Source organism: Pseudomonas sp. PS01298 (genome assembly GCF_029959745.1).
Classification (GTDB): Bacteria; Pseudomonadota; Gammaproteobacteria; order Pseudomonadales; family Pseudomonadaceae; genus Aquipseudomonas; species Aquipseudomonas aylmerensis.
The window spans coordinates 17,646-35,148 of record NZ_JASCPP010000041.1; the positions used below are offsets into that span (position 1 = coordinate 17,646).

At 62.0% G+C, this 17,503-nt stretch carries 12 protein-coding genes and 1 pseudogene; 4 read left to right on the plus strand and 9 right to left on the minus strand.

Annotation, left to right across the window (positions count from 1 at the left end; genetic code table 11):
- Position 1 precedes the first annotated feature (1 nt).
- From QMX97_RS16070 to QMX97_RS16095, 6 genes are all read right to left on the minus strand, one after another.
- On the minus strand, positions 2-1,219 hold the full coding sequence (locus QMX97_RS16070) for a mandelate racemase/muconate lactonizing enzyme family protein (protein ID WP_065909902.1): 1,218 nt from the start codon (positions 1,217-1,219) through the stop codon (positions 2-4).
- A gap of 1 nt (position 1,220) precedes the next feature.
- Positions 1,221-2,534, minus strand: a complete 1,314-nt coding sequence (locus QMX97_RS16075; protein ID WP_282397235.1) for an MFS transporter — start codon at positions 2,532-2,534, stop codon at positions 1,221-1,223.
- A 142-nt stretch (positions 2,535-2,676) separates the two neighbouring features.
- Entirely contained in the window at positions 2,677-4,101 is a 1,425-nt protein-coding gene (gene aldA / locus QMX97_RS16080; protein WP_213554559.1) for an aldehyde dehydrogenase, read from the minus strand.
- Between the two features lie 122 nt (positions 4,102-4,223).
- On the minus strand, positions 4,224-5,669 hold the full coding sequence (locus QMX97_RS16085; protein ID WP_282397236.1) for a mechanosensitive ion channel family protein: 1,446 nt from the start codon (positions 5,667-5,669) through the stop codon (positions 4,224-4,226).
- A 166-nt stretch (positions 5,670-5,835) separates the two neighbouring features.
- Positions 5,836-6,702, minus strand: coding sequence for a pirin family protein (locus QMX97_RS16090; RefSeq protein ID WP_065909908.1), 867 nt, complete (start codon positions 6,700-6,702; stop codon positions 5,836-5,838).
- 76 nt (positions 6,703-6,778) lie between these two features.
- Positions 6,779-7,984 carry a multidrug effflux MFS transporter gene (locus QMX97_RS16095; RefSeq protein WP_282397237.1) on the minus strand — a complete coding sequence of 402 codons (1,206 nt, stop codon included), beginning with the start codon at positions 7,982-7,984 and terminating at the stop codon, positions 6,779-6,781.
- A gap of 101 nt (positions 7,985-8,085) precedes the next feature.
- On the opposite strand from QMX97_RS16095, the gene QMX97_RS16100 reads away from it, so the two are divergent.
- The 4 genes and pseudogenes from QMX97_RS16100 (at position 8,086) to QMX97_RS16115 (ending at position 14,206) form a co-directional block, all read left to right on the plus strand.
- Positions 8,086-9,192 (plus strand): efflux RND transporter periplasmic adaptor subunit, encoded by a 1,107-nt coding sequence (locus QMX97_RS16100; RefSeq protein ID WP_282397238.1) that lies wholly within the window; start codon positions 8,086-8,088, stop codon positions 9,190-9,192.
- 2 nt (positions 9,193-9,194) lie between these two features.
- On the plus strand, positions 9,195-12,278 hold the full coding sequence (locus tag QMX97_RS16105; protein WP_282397239.1) for an efflux RND transporter permease subunit: 3,084 nt from the start codon (positions 9,195-9,197) through the stop codon (positions 12,276-12,278).
- A 296-nt stretch (positions 12,279-12,574) separates the two neighbouring features.
- Positions 12,575-13,901 (plus strand): annotated as a pseudogene (locus tag QMX97_RS16110) (RHS repeat-associated core domain-containing protein); the annotation flags it as partial.
- A complete protein-coding gene (locus QMX97_RS16115) occupies positions 13,898-14,206 on the plus strand; it encodes a contact-dependent growth inhibition system immunity protein (RefSeq protein WP_065906731.1) in 309 nt (102 codons plus the stop codon). The pseudogene QMX97_RS16110 and the gene QMX97_RS16115, both read left to right, overlap by 4 nt.
- A gap of 176 nt (positions 14,207-14,382) precedes the next feature.
- Here QMX97_RS16115 and QMX97_RS16120 read toward each other — a convergent pair whose 3' ends face one another.
- The 3 genes from QMX97_RS16120 to QMX97_RS16130 all read right to left on the minus strand — a co-directional run bounded on the left by QMX97_RS16120 (position 14,383) and on the right by QMX97_RS16130 (position 17,434).
- Positions 14,383-15,612 (minus strand): M20/M25/M40 family metallo-hydrolase, encoded by a 1,230-nt coding sequence (locus QMX97_RS16120; protein WP_106804088.1) that lies wholly within the window; start codon positions 15,610-15,612, stop codon positions 14,383-14,385.
- A gap of 48 nt (positions 15,613-15,660) precedes the next feature.
- Positions 15,661-16,719, minus strand: coding sequence for a diguanylate cyclase (locus tag QMX97_RS16125; protein WP_282397240.1), 1,059 nt, complete (start codon positions 16,717-16,719; stop codon positions 15,661-15,663).
- Positions 16,720-16,801: 82 nt separating this feature from the next.
- Entirely contained in the window at positions 16,802-17,434 is a 633-nt protein-coding gene (locus QMX97_RS16130) for a LysE family translocator (protein WP_282397241.1), read from the minus strand.
- Positions 17,435-17,503: the final 69 nt, after the last annotated feature.

The following is a 17,503-nucleotide window of genomic DNA, read 5'->3' on the forward strand; positions in this document are numbered from 1 at the left end:
TTTAGCCCTTGGCGGGCGAAGTGTCTTTGACGTCAGCCGGCGTCGGCGCCATTTGCAGGTGCAGGCGCTGACCGCTGTACGGCGTGTGTTTGCGCACCACGTCCATGTTCAGTTCCACGCCCAGGCCCGGCTCGGTGGACGGGATGATGTAGCCGTCCTCCCATTGCAGCGGCTTGGTCAGCACTTCGGCGTGGAAGCCGCCCCAGGTCATGATGCTTTCCTGGATCAGGAAGTTCGGCGTGCAGGTCGCCAGCTGGAAACTCGCCGCCGCGCCAATCGGCCCGTTGTACAGGTGCGGCGCGATCTGCGCGTAGTAGGCCTCGGCCATGCTCGCGATTTTCTTGGCTTCGAGCAGCCCGCCGCAGCGCGCCACGTTCATCTGCAGGATCGACGCGCCGCCGGCCTGCAGCAGCTTGAAGAATTCATACTTGGTGGTCAGCCGTTCGCCGGTGGCAATCGGGATGCTGGTCTTGGCCGCGACTTGGGCCATGGCGTCTTCCTGGCCCGGTGGCACTGGCTCTTCGAACCACAGCGGGTCGTATTTTTCCAGGCGCTTGGCCAGGCGGATTGCCGACGACGGCACCATCTGCCCGTGGGTGCCGAACAGCAGGTCGCATTTGTCGCCCACCGCTTCGCGGATCTTGCGGCAGAACGTCTCGCAGCGTTCCAGCACTTCCAGCGAAATCTGGTGGCCGGAGTACGCGGTGTAAGGGCCGGCCGGGTCGAACTTCACGGCGGTGAAGCCTTTGTTCATGTTGTCGATGGCGCATTCGGCGGCCAGGTCCGGATCGTCGTAGTCGTACTCGCCTTTGCTATTGACCGGGTACAGGTAGGTGTAGGAACGCAGGCGCTCGTTGACCTTGCCGCCCAGCAGCTCGTAGACCGGCTTGTTGGCGGCCTTGCCGATGATGTCCCAGCAGGCCATCTCCAGGCCGCTGACCACGCCCATCATGGTCAGGTCCGGGCGCTGGGTGAAACCGCTCGAGTAGGCCTGGCGGAAGAAGCGCTCGATATGGTGCGGGTCATGGTCGAGCAGGTAGCGTTCGAACACATCCTCGATGATCGGCAGCATGGCCTTGGGGCCGAACGTCGCGGCGTAGATCTCGCCGACACCTTCGATGCCGCAGTCGGTCTTGAGTTTGACGAACAGCCAGTACATGCCACCGATGTGCGGCGGCGGGACGGCAACGATATGGGTTTCAAGGGCGACGATTTTCATCTCAGGCACCTGTCTGGTTGAATTTTTTACGGTTGATTCGGGCGCGCAGGGTCAGGGCCGCAAGGGTGCCGAGCACGCCGATGAAGGCGATGTAGCCGAAATACAGGTTGTAGCCGGCCTTGCCTGGGTAGGTGTCGGTCAGATAGCCGTTGATCAGCGGGATAAAGGTGTCCGGCAGGTACCCCACCACCGAGACAATGCCGATGGCCAGACCAGTGATGCGCAGCGGGATGTCGCAGCTGTCGAGGATGGCCCAGTACAGGCCGCGAATCGCGTAGGTCATCAGGCCGATGAAGATCACCGTACCGATCAGCAGGCCCAGGCTGTTGAAGGCCGGGAACACGATCAGCCCGAGCATGGCCAGGGTTACCAGGGCCAGCGCGACGATCAGTACCGAGATATTCGAGAACTTGTCACCCAGCCAGCCGCCGCCGATGCCGCCGATGGGGCGCATCCACAGCTTGATGGTGGTGATGGTACCGGCCATCACGGCGGTCATGCCGCTGCCTTGCAGGTAGTCCGAGAAGCTGTAGGTGGCCCAGAACATGTGGTAGCCGCAGAACACAATCGCGGTGACCAGGCACAGCTCGGGGATCTTCACCAGGGTCGCCAGGTCGGCGATCAGGTTGAACTTGCCCTTCTCGACCGCTGGCGTTTCAGCCATGGATTTCGGGTCTTTCAACAGCACCAGCACACAGCCGATGGCGATGCAGGTGAAGGAATACAGGTACACCACATGCTTGAAGCCCTCGCCCGCCGACTCGCCCCGGGTTTCGGTGGCAAAGGCGAACAGGCCCAGGGCCACGGTCGCCAGCAGCGCTTCCACCAGGCCGCGACCGCCATCGAGGATGCCGAAGAAGCGGCCCTGCTCGCTGTGGTGGGCAATCATCTTCACGCGCTTGAGCACCGAGGCCCAGAACGTCAGGCCGGTGGTCAGGCCCCAGCAGCCGAAGATGATCATCAGGCCGGTCATGGACGGCACGCTGGAGTACCACAGGCCCAGCGCACCGGTGGCGACCAGTGAGAAAAAGATCAGGAAGCGCGGCGGCAGCCGGTCCGCCAGCCAGCCGCTGGGCAGGTAGCTGAGCAGAAAGATCGTGCCGAGCATCGAGTACAGGTAGCCCAGTTGACTGTGATTGATCTGGAATACGTCGAGCATGGTGGTCTGGTAGACCTGGCGCAGGTAGAGGATCGGGTAGATCGCTCCGGCGGCGAGAACCAGCAACATCAATTGGAAGTAGCGACTGGCAGTGTCGCTGTTTTTTGCCGCGGGCACGGCAGCGAAACCCGGGGCAACGGGTGCAGGCTTGGACATCTTGATGACCTCGGGCACCCACAGTGTGGATGCCCTGATAATTGTTTTTATAGAGGCAGCTGCCAGCCTCAAGCTTCAGGCGGCCAGTAAACCTTGCACGCCTTGACTTGGAGCTTGCAGCTCAACACTTGTAGCTGCTTGGCTAGTACTTCATGACCACCAGGCGGGTCTGGGTGAACTCAAGCATCCCGTGCTTACCGTCATCGCCGCCCAGCCCTGAGCGTTTCCAACCGGCGTGGAAGCCCTGGTACGGGTCCGCCGGGGTGCGATTGACGTACAACTCGCCGGCCTCGATGGCATTCGCCACCTTCATTGCCGTGCGGTAGTTCTCGGTATAGAGCACCGATGACAGGCCGAACTGATGGTCGTTGGCCATCGCCAGGGCTTCGTCGATGTCACGGTACTTGAGCACCGGCAGCACCGGGCCGAAGATTTCCTCCTGGATGATCTCCATGTCCTGGCGGCAACCGCTGAGCAAGGTCGGCGGGTAGAAATGCCCCGGGCCGTCTGGCAGTACACCGCCGCTTTCCAGTACAGCACCGGCGGCGACGGCGCGCTCGACCATGGCATGGATAGTCTTTTGCGCGCTGGCATTGACCAGTGGCCCCATCAGGCTGGGATCCTGGGCGCGGTCGCCGAATTTCACCGCGCTGATCCTGGCTTTGAGCAAGGCGAGGAAGCGGTCGTAGACGGCTTCGTGCACGTACACGCGCTCAACCGCCGTGCACAGCTGGCCGCAGTGGGTGGTCTTTGAGGCGACGATGGCGCTGGCGGCGGTTTCCAGGTCGGCGTCCGCCTCGATGATCGCCGGGGTCTTGCCGCCCAATTCCAGGGACGGCTTGGCAATATTGGCCTTGCAGTAGTCCAGCACGATGCGCCCGGCATTCACACTGCCGGTGAGCGTAATCAGCCCGACCGCCTTGTGCGTGCAGACGCTGGCGGCGGTGGCGTGGTCCATGGTCAGGATGTTGATCACCCCGGCTGGAATCCCGGCCTTGACCACTGCCCTGGCAATCGCAAATGCCGACAGCGGGGTGTTGTTGCTCGGGCGCACCACCACGGTATTGCCGGCGATCAGCGCCGGGGCGATTTTGCGCAACAGGGTATAGACCGGGTAGTTGAACGGGATCAGGCAGGCGACGACGCCAATCGGCTCGCGTTGCAGGAACAGGTTTTCGTCCGGGGTATCGCTGGGGATGATCTCGCCTTCGATGCGCCGCGCCCATTCGGCGTGGTAGCGGGTGATCTGCGCGGCGTAGCGCGCTTCGTTGCTGGCGTCGCTGAGGCTTTTGCCCGACTCGCTGGCCAGCGCAGTGCCGATGGCCTCGGCGCAGGCATCCAGGGCATCGGCGAATGCCCGCAGGTGTTCGGCGCGTTCGATGCTGGTGAGTTTGCCCCAGGTTTTCTGCGCGACAGCCGCGGCATCGACGGCGGCAATCGCCTCATCGGCGGTGGCGGCACTGACATGGCCGACCACGGTTGCAGTGGCCGGGTTATACACGGCGATCAGGGCATCGCTGGCAGGTTCGACAAAGTGACCGTTGAAAAAATTGCGCTCGAGTTGCATGTGGTTCGCCCAACGTTGTTGTTATCCGAGTGACATGCAGTTTTGTCATCGGCCAGCCGTTGGACAAACGATTTATTGCGCGGGGTAACGTGCGAAAAACGCAGGTTAGTCGGTTTTACACCTCACAGGCCGCGTTGGCGCAGCCACTGCAGGAAGCCCTTCTTGGCCGGCACCACCGGCGCCTCCTGGGTCAAGGCCTGCGCGGCGTGGACGCGGAAATCCAGCAGCGCCTTCATGGCTTCGCTGATGTCATGGCGCGCGTCCAGGCACGGCTTCAAGTATTCCTTCTCGATGCGGTACAGGGTGCAGAAGGTCTTCGCCGAAAAGTCGGCCAACGCGGCCTCATCCGACAGGATCCCCGCCTCGCCAATCACTTCGCCCGGGCCCATGCGCCCGGCTTCGAATTTGCGCCCGCCCTTGGTCAGCATCACCGAGACCACCCCCGACTCGACGATAAACAAATGATCGCTGACCTCCCCGGCCGGCAGGATCATCTCGCCGGCGCGGTAAGTGTGCAGGGTCATGTTCTGGCTGAAGGTGTCTTTCTCTTCCTGGCGCAAGGTCGAGAAAATCGACGAACGCTCCAGCAACGCCCGCGCGGCGGACATGGCCGGCGGCGCGCCGCTTTCCGTGGCCGACAGCAACCCCACGCCCGCAGCCTGCAAGTGCCGGAACGCCAGATCGTAGAGCTGGTTGCGCACCTCGCGCTTGAGGGCCATGGCCGGCACGAACCCGCTGATTTCATACTCGACGCCGCCACTGGCGGAGGTCTTGAACGCGACGCTCGGCGCGGGCGTCGCCAGCAGCGGCCGGCAGCCCTGCATTGCGCGCTCGAGTGCTTCGATCACGGTTTGCGGGCGTGCATGGGGGCTGACCTGCAGGCTTACCGCGAGGCCGAACATGTCCGCCGGGCGCGAGAAATTGATGATCTTGGCCTTGGCCGCCAGCGAGTTGGGGATCACCGCCATGCTGCCCTGGGAGGTTTGCAGGCGCGTGGCGCGCCAGTCGATATCGGTGACGCGGCCTTCGGTGCCGTCAATCGAGATCCAGTCATCGATCTGATAGGGCTTGGTGGTGTTGAGGACGATCCCGGAAAACACATCGCTCAAGGTGCTTTGCAAGGCCAGGCCGACAATGATCGCCACCGCCCCGGACGTGGCGAGCACGCCTTTGACCGGCAGGTCGAGCACGTAGGCCATCGCGGCGATGATCGCGATCAGGAAAATCACCGCGCCCATCAAATCCTGCAACAACCGCCCGGTATGCCCGACCCGTTGCATCATCACGGTGCCCAGCAACACCGTCAGCGTGCGCGCCGCAAACAGCCACCAGCCGATCTGCAAGGCCATGGCGGCCAGGTGCAAGGCGGTGTTGTCGGTGTAGGGCGCGAGTTGCATGGGGTTCATGCCGTCGTTGAACAGCACGGCGCTGAACACCGCGAAGATCGCCAGGCGCGCGGCAAGCTTCCAGTTGGCGAGGTTGGCGGAGATCAGGCGCCACACGGCGATGTCGATAAAGATCAGCGCCACGGCGCATAACATCGGGTGATCAGCGATAAATGAGGGCATCCAGGCGACTCCAGGGCGAATGACGGGAAGATCGCATGAAATCGGAACGCTGGAAACAAAATGTGGGCGCTGGCTTGCCGGCGATGCAGGCGCCTCGGTGTATGCGTTACACCGCGCTGATGCTATCGCCGGCAAGCCAGCTCCCACAGGGTTTTGCAGCGGGTCGTCAGGCGTGCATCTGCCCGAACTTGCCCGAGTGGAAATCCGCAAACGCCTGATGGATTTCCTGCTCGGTGTTCATCACGAACGGGCCGTGGCCGACGATCGGTTCGTCGATGGGCTCGCCGCTGAGCAGCAGCACCTTGGCGTCGTCATTGGACTCCAGGGTGAGCTGGCTGCCGTCACGCTCGAACAACGCCAATTGGCCTGGCCGCGCAACCTCTTCGCCGTTGATCAACAGCGTGCCGCTGAGGATCACCAGGGCGGTGTTGCGTCCTGCGTGCAGCGCCAATGTCACGGGTTTGCCGGCGTTGAGGCGCAGGTCCCACACGTCGATCGGGGTGAAGGTGCGTGCAGGCCCACGGGAGCCGGCAAACTCACCGGCGATCAGGCGCAGGTGCCCGGCGTCGTCGGGCAGCGGCAGTACCGGGATGTCACCGTCGACAATCGTCTGGTAGCCCGCGTCGGCCATTTTGTCCTTGGCCGGCAGGTTGACCCACAGTTGCACCATCTCCATCACCCCGCCGCTGCGGGCAAAGGCTTCGGAATGGAACTCTTCGTGCAGGATGCCCTTGGCGGCCGTCATCCATTGCACGTCACCAGGGCCGATCTTGCCGCCGGCGCCGGTGGAATCACGGTGCTCGACTTCACCGTCATAGACGATGGTCACGGTTTCAAAGCCGCGATGCGGGTGTTGCCCGACGCCACGACGTTGCTCGGTCGGGGTGAAATCCGCCGGGCCGGCGTGGTCCAGCAGCAGGAATGGGCTGATGTGTTTGCCCATCGAATCGTAGGAAAACAGCGTGCGCACCGGAAAGCCGTCGCCGACCCAATGGGCGCGCGGGCTGGTGTAGATACCGATCAACTTTTTCATGGTGTACCTCCAAAGTGAGTACACCATAAGTCCACAAAGTGTTGAGTACTAGCCGGCAAAAGCGGCCCTGAACGTCCTATATATAGGACAATCCCTTGGCCGGACGTTGGCGCAGCAAGTGGAAAGCCACAAATGCCGTCAACGCAAAACACGCCTGGATGATGATCATCGGCGTGGCACTGCCGTCGCGCCAGTGGCTCAGCAAAAGGCCGCTGCCGGTCGCGCCGAACATCTGCGCAAAGCCCATCAGCCCCGCGGCCAAGCCGGCGCGGTGCGCGTTGGGCATCACCCCGCCGGTGACCGCACCGGGCAGTACCAGGCCACCGCCGAGGGTCACCAGGGCAATCGGAATATCCAGCCCCAGCACAGACAGGCCGAACGCCGCATAAATGCCCATGGCCGCGATACCGCCGATGGCCACCAGCGTCACGCCCATCGCTACAATCCGCTGCGGTCCCAGGCGCAGGATGTTTCGCCGCGTATAAGTGGAGCCGACGATCAGCATCGACACGATCAGGCCGAAATTGATGCCGTACTCCAGGCTGCTGAAGCCGAGCAGGTTGATAAACACCGCTGACGACCCGGCGATCACCGCAAACATGGCGCCATAGGTGCACGCCAGGGCCACGGCGAACGCGCGGTACTGGCGGCCCTTGAGCAAATCCAGGTACTGCCCGCCGAGGGTGCGCCAATGGCCGGCCTTGGGGTCGAGGTAGTGGTTGCTTTCGCGAAAAAACACCAGGGCCAGCAGCAACACCACGCTGCCAATCACCAGCGCCAGCAGGATCGGTGCGTGCCAGCCCAGCAGTTTGATCAGCAGGCCGCCGACCATCGGCGCCACCACAATGGCGTAGAGCATGCCGATCATGGTCAGCGCCAGGGCCGGCCCCGCTTCGGCCTTCCACACGTCACGCACCACCGTGCGCGCCAATACCAGTGCAGCGCAGGCGCCAAGGCCCTGCACCACGCGGGCCGCGATAAATTGCTGGATGTCGCTGACCAGCAGCATCGACAAGGTTGCCAGCACATACAGCACCAGCCCGCCGATCAGCACAGGACGGCGGCCGATGCGGTCCGACAGCGGCCCGAACACCAGTTGGCCCAGGCCGAATGCGGCGACAAACGCCGACAGCGCCATCAATGCCGAACCCGGCGGTGCGACCAATGCCTGCTCGATCACACCCAGGCCGGGGATGATCAATTGGGTCGAGACTTCACCCAGGGCCGTCAGGGCCACCAGTAAAAACAGCAGGCTTCGCGAGGGTGCCGGGGCGTTTGCCATGGGGAATATCCGGGGGCTGGATTAATTTATATTTCGACCATAATATGAGTAAAAAATTATGTCCATAATTTTTTCCCCACAGGTTTTCCCCGGAGCCCGCCATGCACCCTCTCCCCCTGCGTCTTCTCACGCCCCTGGCCCTGATGATCGTCATCAGCGGCTGCAACAGCAAAGCCGACACCGCCGCCGAGGTGCCCCCACCGCGCCCGGTTCTCGCCGCCAAGGTCGAGGCTGCCGGTACGCAACAGAACGCCTACACCGGCGTGGTCGCGGCGCGTACCGAGAGTGACCTGGGTTTCCGCGTCAGCGGCAAGGTCATCGAGCGCAAGGTCGACCCCGGCCAGCACGTGTCCCGTGGCGATACCCTGCTGGTGCTGGACATCGGCGACTTCGAGCTGGCCCTGCGCTCGGCCAAAAACCGCGTGAATGCCGCCCAGGCGCAACTGCGCCAGCGCCGCGATGATGAAAACCGCTACCAGCGCCTGGCCAATACCGGCGCGGTGTCGCGGCAGATCTTCGACCAGTCGGCCACCAACCTGCGTGTCGCCGAAGCCGAATTGGCCGCGGCGCAATCCGATGCCAGCCAGATTGAAAACCGCCGCACCTACTCCGTGCTCAAGGCTGACGGGGACGGCATCATCACCGACGTGCGGGTGGATCGCGGCCAAGTGGTCGCCGAAGGGCAAATCGTCGCGCGCCTGGCCCATGACGGCGCGCGCGAAGCCATCGTCAATCTCCCGGAAAACCAGCGCGACCTGGCCTCGCAGAAAGCCCTGGCCTTCCCGTTCGGCGCCCCCGACCAGGCGGTGACCGCGACCTTGCGCGAACTCTCGGCCAGCGCCGACCCCGTGACCCGTACCTACCGTGCCCGCTATGTGCTGCACGGCGCTGTCGACCGCTTTGCCCTCGGCTCGACCATCACCGTGCGCCTGCAAGGCGACGGCCAGGCCCAGCAAACCCGCGTGCCGATCGGCGCACTGCAAGATGCAGGGCAAGGCACTGGCGTGTGGCTGATCGGCGCTGATGACAAGGTCAGCTTCGCCCCGGTGAAAGTCGCCAGCCTCGGCCAGGAGGATGCCCTGCTCGACAGCGGCGTGGCCCCCGGCCAAACCATCGTCGCCCTCGGCGCGCACCTGCTGCACAGCGGCGACGCCGTGCGCCTGCTGCCCGCCCAGGTATTGGCCCTCAACCGCAAACAGGACCACTGAGCATGCGCGGGATCAACCTCTCCGAACTGGCGGTCAAGCACCGCGCGGTCACGCTGTTTCTGATCATTGCGATCCTCGCCGCCGGGATCTTCTCGTTCGGCAAACTGGGGCGCGCCGAAGACCCGTCGTTTACCGTCAAGGTCATGACCATCACCGCCGCCTGGCCCGGCGCCACGGCCCAGGAAATGCAGGAGCAAGTCGCTGACCGCCTGGAAAAACGCCTGCAGGAACTTGACTACTACGACCGCGTCGAGACCATCGCCCAGCCGGGTTTTGTGTCGATGCGCATGACCTACAAGGAGGCCACCCGCCCCAGCGAAATCCAGGACCTGTTCTACCAGACGCGCAAAAAGCTCAGCGATGAAGCGGCGAAACTGCCCAAGGGCGTGATCGGGCCGTTTTTCAACGATGAATATTCCGATGTGTACTTTGCCCTGTACGCCCTGGAAGCCGAGCACCTGCCCCATCGGCAACAGGTGCAGATGGCCGAAGACCTGCGCCAGGGCCTGCTCAACCTGCCGGGCGTGAAGAAGGTCAATATCCTCGGCGAGCAGGCCCAGCGGATCTTTGTCGAGTTTTCCTACGAACGCCTGGCGACCCTGGGCATCAAGCCGGACCAGATCTTCGCCGCCCTCGCCGCGCAAAATGCCGTGGCACCGTCGGGCTTTGTGGAAACCGCCGGTGCGCGTGCCTATATCCGTATCGACGGCGCGTTCGACAGCCTGGCGCTGATCGAAAACGTGCCCCTGGAAGTCAACGGCCACGTGCTGCGCATCGCCGACGTGGCCACCGTCAGCCGCGGCTATGAGGACCCGCCCAGTTACCGCATCCGCCACCAGGGCGACCCGGCGCTGATGCTCGGCGTGATCATGGAGAAACACTGGAATGGCCTGGAATTGGACAAGAGCCTCAAGGCCGAGGAAGCCAGAATCCAGGCGGACCTGCCGCTCGGCGTGAACTTCGCCAAAGTCTCCGACCAGGCAAAAAACATCAGCCTGGCGGTGAACGAATTCATGCTGAAATTCTTCGTCGCCCTGGCGGTGGTCATGGTGATCAGCCTGTTGGCGCTGGGCTTTCGCGTCGGCCTGGTGGTGGCCGCTGCGGTGCCCCTGACCTTGTCGGTGGTGTTTGTGATCATGCTGCTCACCGGGCGCGAGTTCGACCGCATTACCCTCGGCGCGCTGATCATTTCCCTCGGGTTGCTGGTGGACGACGCGATCATCGCCATCGAGATGATGGTGGTGAAACTCGAGGAAGGCTTCGACCGCATCCACGCGGCCACCTTCGCCTGGAGCTCGACAGCCGCGCCGATGCTGACTGGCACGCTGGTGACCATCATCGGCTTCCTGCCCGTGGGCTTCGCGCGTTCCGGCGCCGGGGAATATGCCGGCAATATTTTCTGGATCGTCGGCTTCGCGCTGATTTCGTCGTGGCTGGTGGCGGTGGTGTTCACGCCGTACCTGGGGGTGAAGTTGCTGCCGCAGATCAAGCCGGTACCCGGCGGCCACGACGCGATTTATGCCGGGCGTTACTACCAGAAACTGCGCACCCTGGTGCAAACCTGCGTGCAGCGGCGCTGGCTGGTGACGGGACTGGTGGTCGCGGCGTTTGTGTTGTGCGTGCTGGGCATGGGCGTGGTGAAGAAGCAGTTCTTCCCCAACTCTGATCGGTCCGAGTTGATTCTTGAGGTGTACATGCCGCCCGGCAGTGCCTTCAAGAGCACCGAGGCGGTGGCCGCGCAGCTGGAAAAAGCGCTGCTGCAAGAGCCGCAGACCCACCTGGTGGACACCTACGTGGGCGGCGGCGCGCCACGCTTTTTCCTCTCGCTGAACCCCGAACTGCCGGACCCGGCGTTTGCCAAACTGATCGTGCAGACCCCGGACTCCCACGCCCGCGACGCACTGAAATTGCGCATGCGCGAGCGGATTGCCGCAGGTGAGTTTCCAGCGGCACGGGTGCGCGTGACGCAACTGCTGTTCGGTCCGCCGGTGCCGTTCCCGGTGGTGTTTCGCGTCAGCGGCCCGGACCTGGATGTACTGCGCGGGGTGTCTGAGCAGGTACGCAAGGTCGTCTCCGCGAATAAGCTGACCAAGGACGCGTTCCTCGATTGGGGCGAGCGTACCAGCGGCTATCGCCTAGTCCTCGATCAGGACCGCCTGCGCCTGCTCGGCTTCACGCCGAACGAGGTCAAATCCCAGCTCAACGCCTTGCTCAGCGGCAACCCGATCACCGAGGTGCGCGAAGGCAACCGCACGGTGTCGGTGGTCGCCCGCGCCCAGGGCAACCAGCGTGAGAACCTCGGCAATCTCAACAACATGACCCTGACCAACAGCGCGGGCACTTCGGTGCCGCTGGCCCAGGTCGGGCACTTCCAGGCATTGATGGAAGAACCGATCCTCAAGCGCCGCAACCGCGCGACCACCGTGGAAGTACGCGCCGACATCATCGACGGCGTGCAACCGCCCGACGTGGAAATGGCCGTGTACAAAGACCTGCAGCCGCTGATCGCGCAGCTGCCTGCCGGTTACCAGATCGACATCGGTGGCCCGGTAGAAGAAAGCGCCAAGGCCAACGTCGCGCTCGCGGCGCTGTTCCCGATCATGATCCTGCTGACCCTCACGGTGATCATGTTCCAGGTGCGCTCGTTTGGCGTGATGTTCATGGTCTTCGCCACTGCCCCTCTGGGCTTGATCGGCGCGGTGCCGACCTTGCTGCTGTTCAACCAGCCGTTCGGGTTTAACGCGATCCTGGGGCTGATCGGGATCGGCGGGATCCTGATGCGCAACACGCTGATCTTTACCGACCAGATTCGTCAGAACCAGGACCACGGCATGCCGATTCGCGAGGCGATCATCGAAGCCACCGTCCGCCGTGCGCGACCCGTGATATTGACGGCACTGGCGGCGGCACTGGCGTTCATTCCACTGACGCTGTCGGTGTTCTGGTCGTCCCTGGCGTATGTGCTGATTGGTGGGGTGCTGGTAGGCACGGTGTTGACGCTGTTGTTCCTGCCGGCACTCTGCAGCTTGGTGCTGGGCCGGGAGAAGACAACTGCCGCTGAAACATCCCACCTGACTGCCGGATAAGCACTACAGATATCACTTAAAAACCGCTGCAAAGTCCCTCGCCTGATCACACAGTGCGAGGGATTGCAGATGTTTTTTTTCGATAGCCCCGCCGTTTTGGTGGGTGCGCCTTGATCAATGCCACCAGCCAAACCATCGGCCTCTTGCTGCTGACGGCCATGGATGCCAAGACGCGTGACGTCGAAGCCGTGCTCAGCGACTTCAGGCGCTGCCTCAATTCCTACGAAACCTTGGCGCAAAGCTTTCTCAGCTCTTCGGCGCTGGATGTCGAGCAGGTATTCAAGGTCGGCCGTGACTACGACGACCATCAGCGCCTGCACGCCCATGCCGTCAGTCAACAGCAGCACACCCTTTACCAACGCCAGTACGACTACGACAAATCCGGCAACCTCACCCGCCTGCTCGACACCCGCAAAGGCGAACACCACTACCACTACGCCCCCCCTCGCCCGCCTGACCCGCGCCGACCACTCGCAAGACGTGCAAGACGTGCAAGAACGCTTCGGCCACGATCCGGCGGGCAACCGGCTGATGATCCAGGGCAACCGCCATTACGACTATGACGCCTTCGGCAACCTGATCCGCGAACGACGTGGCCGTGCGCACGCGCTGATCACTGAATACCGCTACGACTGCCAGCACCGCCTCATCGGAATCACCCAACCCAACGGCCACACCGCGAGCTATCGCTACGACCCGTTTGGGCGGCGGATCAGCAAAACCGTTGATGGGACAACCACGGAGTTTTTCTGGCAAGGCGATAAGCTGATTGCCGAGCATCACGCGGATCGTCATCGCAGCTATCTCTACGAACCCGACAGTTTCCGTCCACTGGCACTGCTGGAAGGTTTCGGCCCAAAAGAAACCAAGGCCTATCACTACCAACTCGACCACCTGGGCACCCCACAGGAACTGACCGCCCCCGACGGCGAAATCGTCTGGTCCGCGCATTACCGTGCCTATGGAGAAATCAGCCGCCTAGACGTCGGAAAAGTCGACAATTCGCTGCGTTTCCAAGGCCGGTACTTTGACTAGGAAAGCGGGCTGCACTACAACCGCCATCGCTACTACAATCCGGATGTTGGTCGCTATCTGACGCAGGACCCGGTGAAGCTGGCGGGTGGGATTAACGGTTACCAGTACGCGCCCAATCCAACGGGGTGGGTAGATCCGCTGGGACTAAGTTGTAAGAGTGGTGCGTGTCCTGGTAAAAACGTTGATCCCAATCAAAAGAAAGAGGTATCCGAAGGAGTCTTACATAAGCATGAAAATTCTGGCGGGCACCTGATCAGGAAACACGTAGAACAGACCGATGCGCAATTAGTTGAAAGGCTTAATACGGAGCCGCACATACCAGCGGCATCGACATTCAGAACACTAGAGGAAGCGGATGCTATTGTGTCTATAAGTTTGGTCTCTCGTCAGAAGGAGATTTCCAAATTTCTTGCAGGAACAAAAAACAAACATATTATTAGAGAACACTCCACCCAAACAGTGGGGCTAAGCGTTATAAGAGGCACAACAGAGTCGATTCCTGTCTATAAGTTTATGTTAGTTTTGATTCGAAAACCTGAAATGCCAGACGGCTACCTATTACTGACTGGATATCCCATAGAAAAATGAATAACCAACTAACTGAACTTCAGCAATTCTTTGGCGCCTATTTTAACCAAGACTGGCCAGAGGATCATGCCTCAGCCGACGAAGTCATTGACACCTTTTTACTAGACTCATCGAAAGAAGTTATCTCTGCGGTAAGGCGTGAAATCCTGGATCTAATTGCCTCTTACAAAAATGAGTCAGACTTTCAAGACAACTTGCTGCACGAGCAATATTGCTACTATTACTACCCCAGTCAATGGGCATCCGGACCACTATGGCTGAACCATGTGATTCATAAGTTCGACAACTACTTACTCGAAAAGTAGTGAAGCGTTTAAATCTGATCACCGCGAGCGCGCGTGCTCACGTTGGGCCGCGAAGCGGCCCCAGTGCAGGCAGTGGGTACTTTCAGGTAAATCAGTATTTGTCGATTCTGGGGCTGCTGCGCAGCCCCACGCAGGGCAAGCCTGCTCACCACAAAAGAGAGTCGCTCAGCGGAAAATCAGCGCTTCGACAGCTCCATAATCATCCGGCTCAGCAGATAAATACGCGGCGCCACGCTTTCCACTTCCGCGTATTCCTCCGGTGTGTGGATATTCCCGCCGACGATCCCAAACCCATCCAGTGTCGGGGTGCCCACGCCGGCGGAAAGACTCGCGTCCGCCGCGCCGCCACTGCCTTCGATTGTTAGCTTCTTGCCCAATTCCCCATAGATGCCCTGGGCAATCGCGACCAGTTTGTCCGACTCCGGCGTCTGCGGCATCGGCGGCAGGCCCCGCAACAGGCTGGTCTTCACTTCGGTGTCGGGGATCAGCTTGTTCGCCGACACTCGCGCGAGGTCTTTTTCGATCCGATCAAACTCTTCCGGCAGCGCCGCGCGTACATCCGCCTTGGCCGTGGCCTGGTCGGGGATGACGTTGACGCGGTCGCCGGCCTTGAGCACGGTGAAGTTGATGGTGGTTTTCTTCTCTTCGTCACCCAGCTTGCCCAGTTGCAGGATCTGGTGCGCGGCTTCCATGGCGGCGTTGCGCCCCAGTTCCGGAGCGACGCCGGCGTGGGCGGCCTTACCCTTGACTTCGACCACGGCGGTGGCGCTGCCTTTGCGCCATACCACCAGGCCATCCGCCGGGCGGCCGGGTTCGAGGTTGAGGGTCACGTCGTGGGCCTTGGCGGTTTTGCGGATCAGGTCCGAGGCGGCGTCGGAACCGGTTTCTTCGCTGGCATCGAGCAGGAAGGTGATTTGCGCGTAGTCCTTGAAGCCCTGGTTTTTCAGGACTTTGAGCGCATAGATGCCGGCGACGATGCCGCCCTTGTCATCCATCACGCCCGGGCCATAGGCGCGGCCGTCCTTGATATGGAACGGGCGCTCGGCGGCCGAGCCTTCCTTGAACACGGTGTCCATGTGCGCCATCAGCAGGATCCTGGCCTTGCCGGTGCCCTTGAGGGTGGCGATCACATGGCTGTTATTGGCGGCCTTGTCCGGCACCAGCTCAATCGTAAAGCCCAGTTGCTTGAGTTCATCAACGGCGATGTCGCGCACTTGGGTCAAGCCCGGCTCATAGCCGGAGCCCGAGTCGATGTTCACCAGGCGCTCCAGCAGTTTCAGGGCCTCGGCCTTGTACTGTTCGGCGTCTGCCTGGATCTGTTTGTGAGGTTCGGCACTGTAGGCCGGCATCGCGAAGGATAAGGCCAGGGTGGCGGCCAGGAGGGTACGTGGAAAGTTGAAGAGCATGGACCGATCCTTGTTTTTTATTGGGAGGTGCCGCCACACCCTACCCCACTAGATCGATCGCAACCAACTCCCTTGTACGGAACTGACGCGGTTACGCCCACTGCTCTTGGCCTCGTACAACGCCTGGTCGGCGTCGTTCAGCCAACTGGTGGAATCGGCGTGGGCCGAATGATACGGCGCCAGGCCGATGCTCAGGCTGACGCGCAGGGTCGGGTCCTGGGCGTAGGCCAGCGCATTGAAGCGATCACGCAAGGCGTCCATGACTTCGGTAGCGCGGTTGAGCGGCATGTCCGGCAGGATCACGCAGAATTCGTCCCCGCCATAGCGCCCGGCCAGGTCAGTGGCGCGCAGGTTCTGGCGCAGCACCTTGCTGAGTTGGCGCAGGACGATATCGCCGGTGACATGCCCGTAGGTGTCGTTGATGACTTTGAAATGATCAATGTCGATCAACGCAATCGCGGCGCCCTGTTGCTCGCGGCGGCAGCGTTGGAATTCGATTTCCAGGTGGTCTTTCCAGGCGCCGTGATTGAGCAGGCCGGACAGACTGTCGGTGCGGCTCAACGCCAGCAGCTCGCGCTTGTGGCGGGCCAGCGTCACCGCCTGGCGATAGCAGATCCAACCGAGGGCCAGCGGGTACAGCATCAGGATCGGCAGGCACGCGTAAAGCTGGGTCTCGGTGGTCACCGCAATAAACGCCGGGGTCAGGATCAGCATCGAGCTGCCAATACCCAGTGCCTGCGCCACCCAGCCCGCCAGCATGAAACGCGGGCCGCCGATGGCCACGTTGTTCATGGTCATCATCGACAGCGTGGTCACGCTGGGCAGTGGATTGAAGTGCATGGCGCCGACCCAGAACCCGCCACAGAAGGAATCGAACAACAGGTTGCGGCGCTCACTGCGCAGCGTTTGGGCGCTGCGCAACGAGAGTTGAAAGGCCAGGTGCGGCCACGCGAACGCGTTGATCAGCATCCAGGCCCACAGCCATGCAGGTGGGTTCAGCGGATACATGCCGAACACCACGCAGACGAAACCGAGCGTCAGCCCCAGGGTACGGGATTTGTACAGCCGTGAAGCGAGCGGAAGTCCGTTTCCTTCTGCAGCTGACATGGTGGGGTGAGATCCTGAAGGAATGCCTGGAGTCTATCAGGGCACGGGCAGATCGCCACTACCGCTCATAAGGCTGTCACCGTCAGTGTGCAAAGCCGCGCGCCAGCATCAGCGCCACCCCCAGCAGCAATACTGCCGTGACCCGCTGCAACAGCACTCGGCGCCGGGGATTTTCCAGCACGTGCTTGATGCGTTGACCGAAGTAGCAATACAGGCAGCCGCTGGCAAATTGCAGCAGCAGAAACGTCAGCCCGAGGATGGCGATGTCCGTCATCGAGCTGTGCTCCCCTGCCCCGGCGAATTGTGGGAACACGGCACTGAACATGATGAGGGTCTTGGGGTTGGAAAACCCGGTGAGCAAACCCTTGCCGAACAGGCCGCGCGCGCCGTCCACGGCGCCCACCCGGTCTATCGACACGCCGCCGCTGGTCCACTGCCGGTAGGCCAGGTAAAGGATGTAGGCCACGCCGACCAGCTGGATTCCTTGGGTGACGGCCTGGTTGCCCTTGATCAATTCCGAGAAGCCCACGGCGAAGACCAGGATCGAAATCAGGTAAGACACACTGGCGCCGAGCTGCGCCGGGAGTGAACTGCGCAGGCCGGCCTTCAGGCCCAGGCTCAACAGCAGCAACGTCATGGGGCCAGGGCTGAAGGTCATGGTGGCGCAAAACAGCAGGAAGTAGAGAAACGAAGAAAGCGTCAATGCGCTGGTCATGGCGTGGACCTTGGGTAAGAAGACCTGCAGTCTAGGCAAGCAGCCGTGTACAAGGCAGGTAAAGTAAGG

Bases quoted from the DNA above. Each gene is read 5' to 3' on its own strand.
- QMX97_RS16070 (WP_065909902.1), bottom strand. From the start codon at position 1,219: ATGAAAATCGTCGCCCTTGAAACCCATATCGTTGCCGTCCCGCCGCCG.
- QMX97_RS16075 (WP_282397235.1), bottom strand. From the start codon at position 2,534: ATGTCCAAGCCTGCACCCGTTGCCCCGGGTTTCGCTGCCGTGCCCGCG.
- aldA (WP_213554559.1), bottom strand. From the start codon at position 4,101: ATGCAACTCGAGCGCAATTTTTTCAACGGTCACTTTGTCGAACCTGCC.
- QMX97_RS16085 (WP_282397236.1), bottom strand. From the start codon at position 5,669: ATGCCCTCATTTATCGCTGATCACCCGATGTTATGCGCCGTGGCGCTG.
- QMX97_RS16090 (WP_065909908.1), bottom strand. From the start codon at position 6,702: ATGAAAAAGTTGATCGGTATCTACACCAGCCCGCGCGCCCATTGGGTC.
- QMX97_RS16095 (WP_282397237.1), bottom strand. From the start codon at position 7,984: ATGGCAAACGCCCCGGCACCCTCGCGAAGCCTGCTGTTTTTACTGGTG.
- QMX97_RS16100 (WP_282397238.1), top strand. From the start codon at position 8,086: ATGCACCCTCTCCCCCTGCGTCTTCTCACGCCCCTGGCCCTGATGATC.
- QMX97_RS16105 (WP_282397239.1), top strand. From the start codon at position 9,195: ATGCGCGGGATCAACCTCTCCGAACTGGCGGTCAAGCACCGCGCGGTC.
- QMX97_RS16115 (WP_065906731.1), top strand. From the start codon at position 13,898: ATGAATAACCAACTAACTGAACTTCAGCAATTCTTTGGCGCCTATTTT.
- QMX97_RS16120 (WP_106804088.1), bottom strand. From the start codon at position 15,612: ATGCTCTTCAACTTTCCACGTACCCTCCTGGCCGCCACCCTGGCCTTA.
- QMX97_RS16125 (WP_282397240.1), bottom strand. From the start codon at position 16,719: ATGTCAGCTGCAGAAGGAAACGGACTTCCGCTCGCTTCACGGCTGTAC.
- QMX97_RS16130 (WP_282397241.1), bottom strand. From the start codon at position 17,434: ATGACCAGCGCATTGACGCTTTCTTCGTTTCTCTACTTCCTGCTGTTT.